The organism is Pseudomonas sp. 313 (assembly GCF_000316965.1).
Taxonomy (GTDB): Bacteria; Pseudomonadota; Gammaproteobacteria; order Pseudomonadales; family Pseudomonadaceae; genus Chryseomonas; species Chryseomonas benzopyrenica.
In genome coordinates, this window is sequence record NZ_ANBZ01000035.1 from 78,484 (window position 1) to 90,649 (window position 12,166).

Consider the following 12,166-nt stretch of genomic DNA (forward strand, 5'->3'; position numbering starts at 1 on the left):
GATTCCGATGCCACAGGATGCCACAGTGAGCGGCTGGACATAAATAATAAGGGTAATACCTGCATGGCCGTTTCCCCTGCCACGCCAGCCACCGCTGGCGAAACTCCAACCGCCGTTGCCGCAGGCGCTTCGCCGCTGGTAGCAGGAATCTTGGCCTCCTGTGCGCTTGCCCATCTGATCAACGACCTGATCCAGTCCGTACTGCCATCGATCTATCCGATGCTCAAGGACAGCTATGGTCTGACGTTTACCCAGATCGGTCTGATCACCCTGGCCTTCCAGATCACTGCCTCCCTGCTGCAACCCTGGATCGGTTTCCACACCGACCGCCATCCTAAACCCTATCTGCTGCCGGCTGGCATGGTCTGCACCCTGATTGGCGTACTGCTGCTCGCCTTTGTCGGCAGCTTTCCGGCAATCCTGGCTGCGTCGGCGCTGATCGGTGTCGGCTCCTCGACCTTCCATCCCGAAACTTCGCGGGTGGCGCGCCTGGCGTCGGGCGGTCGCTTCGGTCTGGCGCAATCCACCTTCCAGGTCGGCGGCAACGCCGGCACGGCCATCGGCCCGCTGCTGGCCGCAGCCATCGTCATCCCCTACGGCCAGACCCACGTCGCCTGGTTCGCGCTCTTCGCGCTGTTCGCCATCGGCGTGCAATACGGGCTATCGCGCTGGTATCGCAATCACCTGCGCAGCGCCAAGGGTCGCAAAGCGGCCGCGGTCAGCCACGGCCTGTCGCGCGGGCGAGTGACCTTCGCCTTGATCGTGCTGGCCTTGCTGGTGTTCTCCAAGTACATCTACATGGCCAGCATCACCAGCTACTTCACCTTCTACCTGATCGAAAGATTCGGTCTCTCGGTGGCCAGCTCCCAGCTGCACCTCTTTCTCTTCCTGGGTGCAGTCGCGGCGGGCACCTTCTTCGGTGGCCCCATCGGCGATCGCATCGGTCGCAAGGCCGTCATCTGGTTCTCGATCCTGGGTGCGGCGCCCTTCACCCTCGCGCTACCCTACGTCGATCTGTTCTGGACCAGCGTGCTCAGCGTCGTCATCGGCTTCATTCTGGCTTCGGCCTTTTCGGCCATCGTGGTCTACGCCCAGGAACTGGTCCCGGGCAACGTCGGCATGATCGCCGGAATATTCTTTGGCCTGATGTTCGGCTTCAGCGCCATCGCCGCCGCCGGCCTGGGCAATCTGGCAGACCATCGCGGCATCGAGTACGTTTACCAGCTGTGCTCCTACATGCCGCTGCTGGGCATCCTCACCATCCTGCTGCCGTCCACCCGCCGCAAGGCGGTCTGAGGCCCAAGCCACGGGGGCGCAAGGCTCCCGTGGCGAAGCGCTGCGCCACCCGCTACGCTGGCCGCCCCTTGAGCTTTCGCCGAGTCGCGATGAAGAGTCCGCTGCACTACCTGGTCCGTTATCCTTCCGCCAACCTGCTGTTCATCCAGTTGCTCGGCCTGCTGCTCTATCCCTTCGTGGAACAGGAAGAGCATGGTCGCGCCATCATCGGTGCCTTTGGCATCATCGTCCTGGCCACCGCCCTGCGCATGGTCCGACGCAGCCCGACCATCCAATGGCTGGGCTTCATCCTCGCCGGCTGCATCCTGGTGCTCACGGTACTGGTGGAATGGCATGGCAATCGGCACCTGGTGGTGTCCCTGGCCATCCTCGATGCGATCTTCTATTTCTATGCCGCTGGCAGCCTCATCGCCTACATGATGGAGGATCAGCGAGCCACCACCGACGAACTTTTCGCAGTGGGCGCGACTTTCACACTGCTGGCCTGGGCCTTCGCTCACGCCTATTCGGCCTGTCAGATCCTGCAGCCCAACAGTTTCACCGCCGCCAACGATCCTCTCGCCGCCCGCACCTGGACGGAGCTGCTCTACGTCAGCTTCGCCATCCTGTCGGGTGTCGGCCTGAGCGACATCTACCCGATCAAGCCGATGGCGCGCTCGCTGGTCATGCTCGGTCAGTTCTCCGGGGTCATGTATATCGCCCTGGTAGTGACCCGGTTGGTCACCCTGACGGTGCGCAACCGCTAGCCGAATCTCGCCAGGCTGAAGCTGTCCAGATCGATGTCGCTGTGCCCGGTGGTCACGCGCTGGGCAAGCGCCTCGCCCAGCGCGGCCGAATGCTTGAAGCCATGTCCCGAACAGGCGCTGACCACGGTCACGCCCGGCAGCGCGGGATGCTCGTCGACGATGAAACCGAAATCGGGTGTGACGGTGTAGGCGCAGACGGCGCTGCGCACCGTGCGCGCCGAAAGACCGCCGACCCGCCGACCCACCTCCCCACTTGATCACTGAACAGCTGGTGCGATTCTTCCGGGTGTAGATTTCGATCAATGCATATAGGGGTGGTATTATCCGTATATTGTTCGGTGGCGACCTTTACGGCGTTCTCGCCGGGCAACGGTGGAAAGCCGTAGAAGAGATCGGCGTCGCCACTGTCGTGGGCCAGGATGAAGCTGGGCGAATCGCTCGGAAACAGCGTGGGGTCGGCCACCTCGAACCAATGCAGGCTCTGGCGGCAAACGCGCAGCAACCGATCGAAAGGCGCTCCCAGCAGTTCAGCGCTCCACATGCCGGCGGCGACGATGACCCGCTTCGCGCGCCAGCTGCCTTGGGCAGAATGCAGTCGCACGCCCTGCCCGTCCGCTTCCAGGCGTTCGATGACCGTATCGGTTTGGATCCGCGCACCCCGCTCCCGAGCCCCGTCCAGCTGCGCCTGGATACAGGCTTCCGGATACAGATAGCCGCCTCCCGGCTCGAAATAGCCGAGGGCATCGTCTGCCACGCGAAATTGCGGGAAACGCTGGCGAATGGCGGCGCCCTCCCAGGCTTCGTGGGGGATGCCGTATTGGCGAGCCAGTTCCAGCGTCGCCCGGGTGAAATCCGGGCGACCGTGATGGGAGGTGGCCGTCGCCGTGGCGGTCATGATCAGCACGCCACATTGCTCGAAGAGGCTGACGCCCCGCTCCGCTTCCAGCTCGCGCCAGAGCTGCTGCGAGCGGAGCGCCAGGGGCACGTAGGCTGCGCCCTCGCCCACCGCCTGGCGGGTAATGCGCGTTGCGCCGTGACTGGAACCCAGGTCGTGGGGTGGCGAATGGCGATCGATGCCCGCGACCTTCACGCCACGCTTGGCCAAGTGGTAAAGCGTGGCCGAACCCATGGCGCCCAGCCCCAGCACGATCACGTCAAAGGTCGAGTCTTGCACGCCTATCTCCTGGGCATCCTGGCGGAGTGGGCACTCTAGCAGAGCTGCCAAGGTCGTAAGGGGCACTGCACCATCCTGTTTTCCATTTGGCACGGTGCGAGACACGCAGGGATCTTTTACGAAGGGGTGGTATTACCAGGGAAGACTGGAAACGCAAGGGCGATCCTCTGTCCCTAGCGGGCGCGCTGAAAGGTGCGCCGTAGGGTGTAACGGTGCATCCACGGCGCGCCAGCCGAAACGCCGACCCAGTTCGCGATAACCGGAGAACACGAAATCACCGCTGCGCATCCGGTAGGCACCACGCCGGGCGCGGTAGACTCGCGGGATGAGATACCAGGGCAAGCCCGGAAGATCGTGGTGAACCAGATGCAGGGTATTGTTGAGAAACAGCCAGCGCATGGCCCCGCCGCTTTCGTTGAGTACGCAGCGCTGGGCAGGATCCACGGCCGGGCGATGCTCGTAGAAGGATCTGACCAGTGCCAACGCCAGCGCCGACCAGGCGACCCCTAGCACATAGACGGCGATGGGCATTCCAGACAGCCCGTGGATCGTCAGAAGCAGTCCCGCGCACAGCGCCAGATGCTCCAGCCAGACGCGCAGTACGCCCTGCTCGCCACGCCGCCAGCGACCCCGTTCGTGATCCAGCATGCCGTGCAGCGACAGGACCGGTCCCACCAGGATTCGCCCGATCAGGGTCTTGTCCAGCCAGAGCAAGGCACGCCCGGTCTGTCCTCGCCGCTCCCATAGCTCCCCATCGACATAGCGGCTCTCGGGATCCAGCGCGGGGTCGGTAAGGGTCTCGCGGCGATGGTGGGCCAGGTGGCTATCGCGGTAGAGCGGAAAGGGAAACCAGAGGCCAAACGGCGGATAGGCCAACAGCGCATTCACGCGGGACCAGCGCGTGGGGTGACCATGGATCAGCTCGTGTTGCAGGGACTGGTGCAGCACCACGACCAGTATCAGCGGCGGCAGTGTCCAGTAGCCGAGCAATGGCCAGGCCCAGATGAGCGTCAGCCAGCTGGCGTAAACGCCAACCACCAGCCCCCAGGTAGGCCACTCGCTGCGGGCGGCAAAGGTACTCAGAAGTAATTTGACCAGGCGGCGATGCCGCGCATCCAGATAGACAGTCACCACGGGGTCCTGATAGCGGATAACAGTGGTGACCCTAGGGACAAACAGTCGAGAAGCCAAATATCGTTAAAGCATTACCTCATGAAGAAGTTGCTCTCGGGCATTCGGTCTAGACAACTCCAGCGCTATTCCAAACGGGTTCCGACACCAACTTTCCATCACTCACTACTTTATACCCCTGGCTTTAAAAGCCTAAGCTTAGAAGCAAAAAACCCATTAACCGAGTTCAGGTGTTGCCGGAAAGACAGTTATCTGGCGAGACAACTAAGGGCATATCCTTAGCAGCTTTGAAGATTGGCAGCGCTCTCCGCGAGTCTTCTAGACTCGTTGGACTTTCGTTCTGCCAGAAGTGGCCATGCGCTTCTTTATCGATATTTTCCCTAGCACTAAGACCGCGCGCTTTTTCGCGGCGAAAGGCCCTGCGAGCCAGCGGGCCTTCCACCCGCGCCGGGTCAAGGTGCGGCGGGCAGCCGCTCACGGACAGGCCAAATCCCCTGGCTGTCGCCCGGTAACGAGGCTACCGGCGCTGAACGACCTGGTTCATCGCCTGGTCGCGACGATCCTGCTGATCGGTCGCACCAACGCCGCCCACACCGAAATGGCCCGTCTTGGCCTCGCTTGCCCTGAATCCCGCCCGACACGACCACAAGGATCTCCTATCCCATGAGCACCCTCTCCGCAGGCTGGGGCGCCGGCCCTTCCGAACGCCATGCCGAACTCTCAGCGCGCTTCCAGCCGCTGTTCCAGCGCATTCGCGCAGGCGCCATCGAGCGCGAGGTGCAGCGGCGGCTGCCGGTCGAAGAACTGGACTGGCTGAAGGCGGCCGGCTTCACCGCGTTGCGAGTACCGATCGAGCACGGTGGCGCCGGTGTCACGCTGCCAGAGTTGTTCGCCCTGCTCATCGAGCTCGGCGAGGCGGATTCCAATCTGGTCCAGGCGCTGCGCGGTCACATGGGCTTTGTCGAAGGGTTGCTCAACAGCGATGACCAGGCACGCCGCACACGCTGGTTCGCCCGTATTGCCGCCGGCGAAACCCTGGGTCCGGCGTCCAGCGAAGTCGGCGATGCCCGGCGGGCCGAATTCAGCACCCGCTTGCGCCGGGAGGGAGACGTCCTGCTGCTCTCCGGCACCAAGTTCTACACCACCGGTTCGCTCTATGCCGACTGGATCGACGTGGGTGCCACCGACGACGCTGGCGACCGCGTAATGGCCACTGTCCGCCGCGAGACGCCCGGCGTCGAGGTGGTGGACGACTGGAACGGTTTCGGCCAGACCCTGACCGCCAGTGGCACGGCGACCTTCACCAATGTGCGGGTGGAACCCACCGATGTGGTCACCGTGGGCGAGCGCTTCCGCTATTCGCCCGGCTTCTTCCAGGTCTTTCATCTCGCCAATCTGGCGGGCCTGGGCCGGGCCATGAGCAGCGAGGTGGCCGCCGCGGTCGCGGCCCGTACCCGCACCTTCACCATCGGCAACGCCGACCGTGTCAGCCAGGATCCGCAGGTGCTGGCCGTGGTAGGCCAGGTACGCAGCGCCGCCTATTGCGCCGGGGTGATCGCGCTGAAGAATGCCGAGGCATTGCAGCGCGTGCATGACCTCTGGCAGGCGGACGACCAGGCTGCTGAAGACAGCGCCGTGGCACTGGCCGAACTGGAGGTCTGCCAATCGCTCAATGTGGTCACGGATCTGATCATCGACGCCTCCGGCCGCCTGTTCGATGCCTTGGGCGCCTCGGCCACGCTGCGACCCTTGGGACTGGATCGCTTCTGGCGCAATGCCCGCACCCTCGCCTCCCACAATCCGCGCATCTACAAGGATCGTATCGTCGGTGACTTCGCGGTCAACGGCACTCCGCCACCGCCGCAATGGAAGATCGGCGTCGCCTAGGCTGCCGAAGCAGCCGGAAACGCCGACGAGAGCGGCCCTGCCCCGCTGTTCGCCGCCCCCGGCGATGCTTTAAGCTCGCCGGCTTTCTCCCAGGAGCGGTGTCATGGAAAGGTCGCGCAGCAATCGTCAGGCCATGTGGAAGGCTATCAAGGATCCGCGCTTCATCCCTGTCGTCGTGGCGGCGGTGTGCATCGTGCTGTTCTTCGTCCTGGGGCTGGTCGACGTCCTGGGCAACTGATCCCGCCGCTCCCGGTCGCGGCACGCGCCATCACCGCGCCTCGCCGGGGCCACGCGGACGGTCACCCAGAATGGTCGCCCGGTGCATCACGCGACGCTGGGGACGATAGTCGTCACAGGCATAGTGCTGGGTGATGCGATTGTCCCAGAAGGCCAGGTCGCCCACCCGCCATTGCCAGCGCACCTGGAACTCCGGTCGGGCGGCGTGGGCGAACAGCAGCTGCAGCAGCGCATCGCTTTCGGCCTCTTCCAGCTCGTGGATCCGGGTGGTGAAGCCGGCGCTGACGAACAATCCCTTGACCCCGCTTTCCGGATGTACCCGTACCACCGGATGGCGTACCGGCGGATTGGCGGCGCGTGCCGCGTTGAAGCTCTGCAGGCCTTCCGCGGTATGGCCGAAGCGTTCCAGTGGAAAGGACTTGCTCAGGTCGTGCCAGGCGCTCAGGCCGTCGAGCAATTCGCGCAGCGGCGCGGACAAGGCCGCATAGGCCGCCGAATTGCTCGCCCAGAGGGTGTCGCCGCCGTACGCCGGCACCTGGCGTGCGCTCAGCAGCGATCCCAGGGGTGGCGTCTGGATGAAGGTGACGTCGGTATGCCAGAGCGCATTGTCCCGCAGATCGTTCAACTCGGTATCCAGCACCAGGATTTCCTGCTGCTCGGGATGCTTGGGATAGATCGGATGGATGTGCAGATCACCGAAATGGGCGGCTACGTCCCGTTGCTGGCGAGGCGTGAGCAACTGGTCACGGAGGAACAGCACCTGGTGCTCCAGCAATCCCCGATGCAGTGCGACATGGCTGGCGGGATCCAGGGCCTCGCGCAAATCCAGGCCATGGACGCGCGCACCCAAGGCAGAGCCGAGACGTTCGAAGGTGATGGCCATCACGAGCTCCTCAGCGCCAACCGGCATAGCGTCGCTGCAGGGCGCGTAAGCCGAGCTCGATGGACAGCGCGATGCTGGCGATCAGCAGGATGCCCACCACCACCACATCGGTGGCCATGAATTGCGCCGCCGATTGCACCATGAAGCCCAGGCCGCGATTGGCGGCGATCAGCTCGGCCGCCACCAGGGTCGACCAGCCCACACCCAGGGCGATACGCAGACCGGTGAGAATGTCCGGCAAGGCGCTGGGAAGGATTACGTGACGCACCACCTGCCCTCGCGACGCGCCCAGGCAGCGCACTGCCTGGAGACGCGCTCGATCGACCCGCCGCACCCCGCCCACGGTGGCGATCAGCAACGGTGCGAACAGCGCCAGATAGATCAGCAGCACCTTGGACAACTCGCCGATACCGAACCAGATCACCATCAGCGGCAGATAGGCCAGCGGCGGGATCGGTCGATAGAACTCCACCAGCGGATCCAGTGCGGCATTCAGCGTGGGATTGAGGCCCATGGCGATACCCAGGGGCACCGCGGTCAACACGGCTGCCAGTAGCGCAGCCAGGACTCGCAGGAGGCTGGTGCCCAGGTGTTGCCAAAGGCTGGCATCCAGGTAGCCCTCGGCGAGCAGCCCCTGCAGGGCGACCAGCAGTTGCTCGGGCGACGGCAGGAACAGGGTGTCCACCCAGCCCAGATGGGTCGCGCTCCACCAGAGCGTCGCCACGCCGGCCAAGGTGCCCAGCGCCGCCACGCGACGGCGATCCAGGCGCAATCGACGGCGCTCTCGGGAGTCTTGCAGAGTGGAAACGAGGGTGTCAGAGGACATGATCGGGCGACTCCTGCAGAAAGAGGTCGAGCAACTCCTGGCGCAGCTCGGCGAAACGGGGATCGGCCTTGATCTGGCGAACGGGCTCCCCTGCCAGATAACGGCGGGCGAAAGGCACGTCCAGGCGCCGCAAGATGCGCGCTGGCGGCCCGTCCAGCACCAGCAGTTCGGTGGCCAGAAACAGCGCCTCATCGACGCTGTGGGTGATGAGGAACAGGCCCTTGCCGGTGCGCTTCCATACCTCCAGCAGCAGCACCTGCATCCGTTCCCGGGTCAGGGCGTCAAGGGCGCCGAAGGGTTCGTCCAGCAGCAGGAAATCCGGATCCACCGCCAGGGCGCGGGCGAGCCCCAGGCGCTGGCGCTGGCCCCCGGACAATTCGCCGATGCCATGGCCGGCATGGTGCGCCAGCCCGACCAGGTCGAGCATCTCGCGGGCCTTGTCCTCTCGTTCACGCCGGCTCAGCCCCCGCAGGCGCAAGCCGAGCGCGACATTGTCGAGGGCATTGAGCCAAGGCATCAGGGCATCGTCCTGGAACACCACGCCGCGCTCGCCGCCCGGTCCCGCCAAGGTACGACCATCGAGCTGCACACGCCCCGCGTCCAGCGATTGGAACCCGGCGAGGACGTTGAGCAGGCTGGATTTACCGCAGCCGGACGGCCCCAGTACCACCAGGGAAGCGCCCTTCTCCACCGCGAGGTCGAGCTGCTGCAAGATCGGTTGACGGCGACCACCGCGGACGAATCCGAGACTGGCCTGTTCCAGGGTGAGTCGACTCATGACCGGCTCCTGTCGGCAGGGAAAAAAAGCCCCTCCAAAGAGGGGCGAGTCGTGGCGTGAAGAAGGGTCGTTACTGGGCCGCGCGGACGTATTCGGCGCTGACATAGGGCGAGTAGTCGTCGAGCACCGTGGGAATGCGCTTCTGTTCCTTGAGGAATTCGGCGGTACGAGCGATGGCCTTGGCCGTGCCACCACCGAGCAGCTCAGGGCCCAGCTGGGCCTCGGCATCCGGATAACGGGACCCGGCGAGGAGCTCAGGCACATCAGCGGCGTCCGCGCCGGTCAGGCGAGCGATCTTCTTGGCCTGCTCGGACCCGGCGTTCCAGTCCTTGCCGTGGGCCTGATAGTCGGCGAAGGCCTGCAAGGTGACCTTGGCGTACTGGGCGAGGATCTCGGGATGCTTTTCAGCGAAGTCCTTGCGCGCCACCCAGACCTCGAAGGTCGGTGCCCCCCAGCTGCCTACCTGGGCCGCATCGGCGAGGACCTTGCCGTTCTTCTTGATCTCGCCCAACGCCGGTGACCAGACAAAGGCGCCATCGATGTCGCCCCGGCGCCAGGCCGCGGCGATCTCGGTGGGATTGAGATTGACGATCTTGACCTTGGTCGGGTCCACGCCCCAGTGCTTGAGCGCGCCGAGCAGGCTGTAGTGCGAGGTGGAGACGAAGGGGGTGGCGATGGTCTTGCCAACCAGTTGCTCGGGTTGGTCGATACCGCTGCCATTGCGCACCACCAGGGCTTCGGCGGAATCGATCTGTGCGGCCACGAGGAAGGTCACCAGCGGCAGCTTGCGCGAGGTGGCCGCTGCCAGGGGGCTGGAACCTAGATTGCCGATCTGCACATCCCCCGAAGCCAGCGCGGCGACGACCTCGGGACCACTGTTGAAACGGCGCCAGTCGATCTTGTGACCGACCGCCTTGTCGTAGAGGCCATCGGCCTGGGCGACCTTGGATGGATCGACACCGGTCTGATAGCCCACCACCAGATCGACCGCGGACGCCTGCCCCGCGAGTGCTGCCATGCCTACAGCCAGAACCAGGGATTTGATCAGCGAATTCACAAAGGCCTCCTTGTCGGCAGACGCGCCAAAGCGCGTCCTCGGCATCAACGCGATGCCTGTTGGAGGCCAAGCTAAACGATCTAAAGATCGCTTGATAAATAACTATATGGAATCAGCTTAGGCAGAGAGCCGGAAGGTCATCTACCGGCTGGCAAGGTAACCGTCCCGAACAGCGAGCCGCGGCCTGGAACCAGGCCGCAAGAGACAGGGATCAGCCTTTGCGCTGATTGAGGAAGCGGAAGCAGCCAGCCAGCAGATCGTCGAAGCGCCAGGGCTTGGGCAGATAGTAGATATCGGGGGCGCGTTCGGGCTGGAGTTCTTCGAAATAACCCGAAGAGACGATGATGGGTAGACCCGGCAGCTGCTGCTTGACGCGGCGCGCCAGCTCCAGACCATCGATGGCACCTGGCATGCGGACATCGGTGATCAGCAGATCCGGCGTCGGACGCGCACTCGACAGGTACTCCCAGGCTTGATCCGCGGTACCGAAGGTGCGCACCTGAAAGCCTTCTCCTTCGAGCACCTCTTCCATCAGCCCGAGCAACATGTTCTCGTCTTCGACGACCACTACCACTGGTTTCATAAATCCGCTCGATCTCCGCAGGTCCGCCATCTGACTGGACGTATCTCGTTGGGGCGCGAATTCTACTCCTATCTGGCGTCAGCTGCGCAGTCTCCCCTGAGCTTAGTCGTGTGGTGCGACATCCTGCCTCACTGATTACAAAAAAATTGTCCGGTAACCAAAGCCTTCTATTTAAGGGGTGGTATTATTATAAAGCTTGGTTCCTCCAGGGAACCGTACCGGAGCCCCTCAGTCGGAAAACAGGTATCTCGAAAGGCTCCCTCGCGATTCCGGCGTGTCAGCTTTTCAGGATCACGGGGAGCCGTCTGCCGGAGGAAAATGCGCATGACGGCCATCGATTGGACGGGTTGGCTCAATGCCCCCTGGGTCACCACGCTGATTGCGGCGGCGGTCGCCCTGTTGATCAGTATCATCGCCCTGACGCTGGCATTCGCCGCCATCCGCCGCCTGGCCAGTCCCTTCCTGCTCGCTCGCAACCTGGTCAAGTACGCAGAAAAACCCGCACGCCTCGCCGTACCCTTGGTTGTGCTCCAAGGTGTCTGGAATTCCGCACCCGATGCCCTGCCACTGTTGCGCGCCGTACAGCACGTCACCGGTCTACTGAGCATCGCTGCCTTTACCTGGCTGGGTCTCCGGGCGGTCAAGGCCGTCGGGGCCACAATCGCCCTGCGCAATCCGGTGGATGTGGTGGACAACCTGCGGGCCCGCCGGATTCAGACGCAGAACCGGGTGCTGGTACGCAGCCTCAGTTTTATCGTGCTGCTGGTGGGTATCGCCTTGATGCTGATGACCTTTCCGGCGGTGCGCCAAGTAGGTGCGAGCCTGCTCGCCTCCGCCGGTGTCGCCGGCCTGGTGGCGGGCATCGCCGCGCGCCCGGTCCTGGGCAATCTCATCGCCGGCCTGCAGATCGCCGTGACCCAACCGATCCGGCTGGATGACGTGGTCATCGTCGAGGGTGAATGGGGGCGCGTGGAAGAGATCACCGGTACCTATGTGGTGGTACGCATCTGGGACGACCGCCGCCTGGTGGTACCCCTGCAATATTTCATCGAAACCCCCTTCCAGAACTGGACACGCTCGTCGTCCAGTCTCATTGGCTCGGTCTTCATATGGGTTGACTATTCCCTGCCGTTGGCGCCGATCCGCACCGAATTGGAACGCGCCTGTGCCGAAGTGCCCCATTTATGGGACGAGCGTGTCTGCGTGCTGCAGGTGACCGATGCGTCCCATGATTCCATCCAGATCCGGGTGCTGGTGAGCTCGGGTGATTCCTCGAAGAACTGGGACCTGCGCTGCTTTGTGCGGGAACGGCTGATCACCTACATCAATCGCGAATTCCCCCTCTGTCTGCCCAAGCTACGGACTGAACTGGGGCGCCGCGATGCCCTTCCCACGCCGCGATCCGACGAAAGGCAGGAGCCAGTCGTACGCCAGCCAGAAGTCTGATTTTTCGGCCAATTGCAGCGATCAGGCGCCCATAAAGCGGTTCACCTGGCCCTTATTTCTTAGCGCACCAAGAATGAGCGTCACCTTTTGGGCATGTATTTGGCAACGCGAAGCAAGACCGC

General features: G+C 63.8%; 11 protein-coding genes and 1 pseudogene. 5 read left to right on the forward strand and 7 right to left on the reverse strand.

What is annotated here, in order from left to right; genetic code table 11:
- Positions 1-63 precede the first annotated feature (63 nt).
- Both C722_RS0107600 and C722_RS0107605 read left to right on the forward strand, forming a co-directional pair.
- A complete protein-coding gene (locus tag C722_RS0107600) occupies positions 64-1,296 on the forward strand; it encodes an MFS transporter (RefSeq protein WP_026083712.1) in 1,233 nt (410 codons plus the stop codon).
- Positions 1,297-1,385: 89 nt separating this feature from the next.
- On the forward strand, positions 1,386-2,042 hold the full coding sequence (locus tag C722_RS0107605) for an ion channel (RefSeq protein WP_017639931.1): 657 nt from the start codon (positions 1,386-1,388) through the stop codon (positions 2,040-2,042).
- Here the strand turns inward: C722_RS0107605 and solA are convergent.
- Together solA and C722_RS0107615 are read right to left on the reverse strand one after the other, a co-directional pair.
- Positions 2,039-3,171: pseudogene (gene solA, locus C722_RS24725) on the reverse strand (N-methyl-L-tryptophan oxidase). The gene C722_RS0107605 and the pseudogene solA sit on opposite strands and share 4 nt — an antisense overlap.
- Before the next feature lie 177 nt (positions 3,172-3,348).
- Complete coding sequence (locus tag C722_RS0107615; protein WP_017639932.1) at positions 3,349-4,347, reverse strand: fatty acid desaturase; 999 nt, start codon at positions 4,345-4,347, stop codon at positions 3,349-3,351.
- A gap of 663 nt (positions 4,348-5,010) precedes the next feature.
- Here C722_RS0107615 and C722_RS0107620 point away from each other — a divergent pair.
- Positions 5,011-6,234: an acyl-CoA dehydrogenase family protein gene (locus tag C722_RS0107620; protein WP_017639933.1), complete on the forward strand. Its 1,224-nt coding sequence runs from the start codon at positions 5,011-5,013 to the stop codon at positions 6,232-6,234.
- A 103-nt stretch (positions 6,235-6,337) separates the two neighbouring features.
- Positions 6,338-6,472, forward strand: coding sequence for a hypothetical protein (locus C722_RS26680; protein ID WP_017639934.1), 135 nt, complete (start codon positions 6,338-6,340; stop codon positions 6,470-6,472).
- A 30-nt stretch (positions 6,473-6,502) separates the two neighbouring features.
- Here the strand turns inward: C722_RS26680 and tauD are convergent, their stop codons facing one another.
- From tauD to C722_RS0107650, 5 genes are all read right to left on the reverse strand, one after another.
- Complete coding sequence (gene tauD / locus C722_RS0107630) at positions 6,503-7,354, reverse strand: taurine dioxygenase (protein WP_017639935.1); 852 nt, start codon at positions 7,352-7,354, stop codon at positions 6,503-6,505.
- A 10-nt stretch (positions 7,355-7,364) separates the two neighbouring features.
- Complete coding sequence (gene tauC / locus C722_RS0107635) at positions 7,365-8,180, reverse strand: taurine ABC transporter permease TauC (RefSeq protein ID WP_026083713.1); 816 nt, start codon at positions 8,178-8,180, stop codon at positions 7,365-7,367.
- Positions 8,170-8,958: a taurine ABC transporter ATP-binding protein gene (locus C722_RS0107640; protein ID WP_017639937.1), complete on the reverse strand. Its 789-nt coding sequence runs from the start codon at positions 8,956-8,958 to the stop codon at positions 8,170-8,172. The genes tauC and C722_RS0107640 overlap by 11 nt, the downstream gene beginning before the upstream one ends.
- A 70-nt stretch (positions 8,959-9,028) precedes the next feature.
- The gene (tauA, locus tag C722_RS0107645) at positions 9,029-10,060 is read right to left on the reverse strand and encodes a taurine ABC transporter substrate-binding protein (RefSeq protein ID WP_085984305.1); all 1,032 of its coding nucleotides are present in this window, start codon (positions 10,058-10,060) and stop codon (positions 9,029-9,031) included.
- A 166-nt stretch (positions 10,061-10,226) separates the two neighbouring features.
- Positions 10,227-10,598, reverse strand: a complete 372-nt coding sequence (locus C722_RS0107650) for a response regulator (RefSeq protein WP_017639939.1) — start codon at positions 10,596-10,598, stop codon at positions 10,227-10,229.
- A gap of 324 nt (positions 10,599-10,922) precedes the next feature.
- Between C722_RS0107650 and C722_RS0107655 the strand changes: the two genes are divergently transcribed.
- Entirely contained in the window at positions 10,923-12,044 is a 1,122-nt protein-coding gene (locus C722_RS0107655; RefSeq protein ID WP_017639940.1) for a mechanosensitive ion channel family protein, read from the forward strand.
- Positions 12,045-12,166: the final 122 nt, after the last annotated feature.

Coding starts and splice junctions, on each gene's coding strand:
- C722_RS0107600 (WP_026083712.1), top strand. CDS start 64: ATGGCCGTTTCCCCTGCCACGCCAGCCACCGCTGGCGAAACTCCAACC.
- C722_RS0107620 (WP_017639933.1), top strand. CDS start 5,011: ATGAGCACCCTCTCCGCAGGCTGGGGCGCCGGCCCTTCCGAACGCCAT.
- C722_RS0107650 (WP_017639939.1), bottom strand. CDS start 10,598: ATGAAACCAGTGGTAGTGGTCGTCGAAGACGAGAACATGTTGCTCGGG.
- C722_RS0107605 (WP_017639931.1), top strand. CDS start 1,386: ATGAAGAGTCCGCTGCACTACCTGGTCCGTTATCCTTCCGCCAACCTG.
- tauD (WP_017639935.1), bottom strand. CDS start 7,354: ATGGCCATCACCTTCGAACGTCTCGGCTCTGCCTTGGGTGCGCGCGTC.
- C722_RS0107655 (WP_017639940.1), top strand. CDS start 10,923: ATGACGGCCATCGATTGGACGGGTTGGCTCAATGCCCCCTGGGTCACC.
- tauC (WP_026083713.1), bottom strand. CDS start 8,180: ATGTCCTCTGACACCCTCGTTTCCACTCTGCAAGACTCCCGAGAGCGC.
- C722_RS26680 (WP_017639934.1), top strand. CDS start 6,338: ATGGAAAGGTCGCGCAGCAATCGTCAGGCCATGTGGAAGGCTATCAAG.
- C722_RS0107640 (WP_017639937.1), bottom strand. CDS start 8,958: ATGAGTCGACTCACCCTGGAACAGGCCAGTCTCGGATTCGTCCGCGGT.
- tauA (WP_085984305.1), bottom strand. CDS start 10,060: ATGCCGAGGACGCGCTTTGGCGCGTCTGCCGACAAGGAGGCCTTTGTG.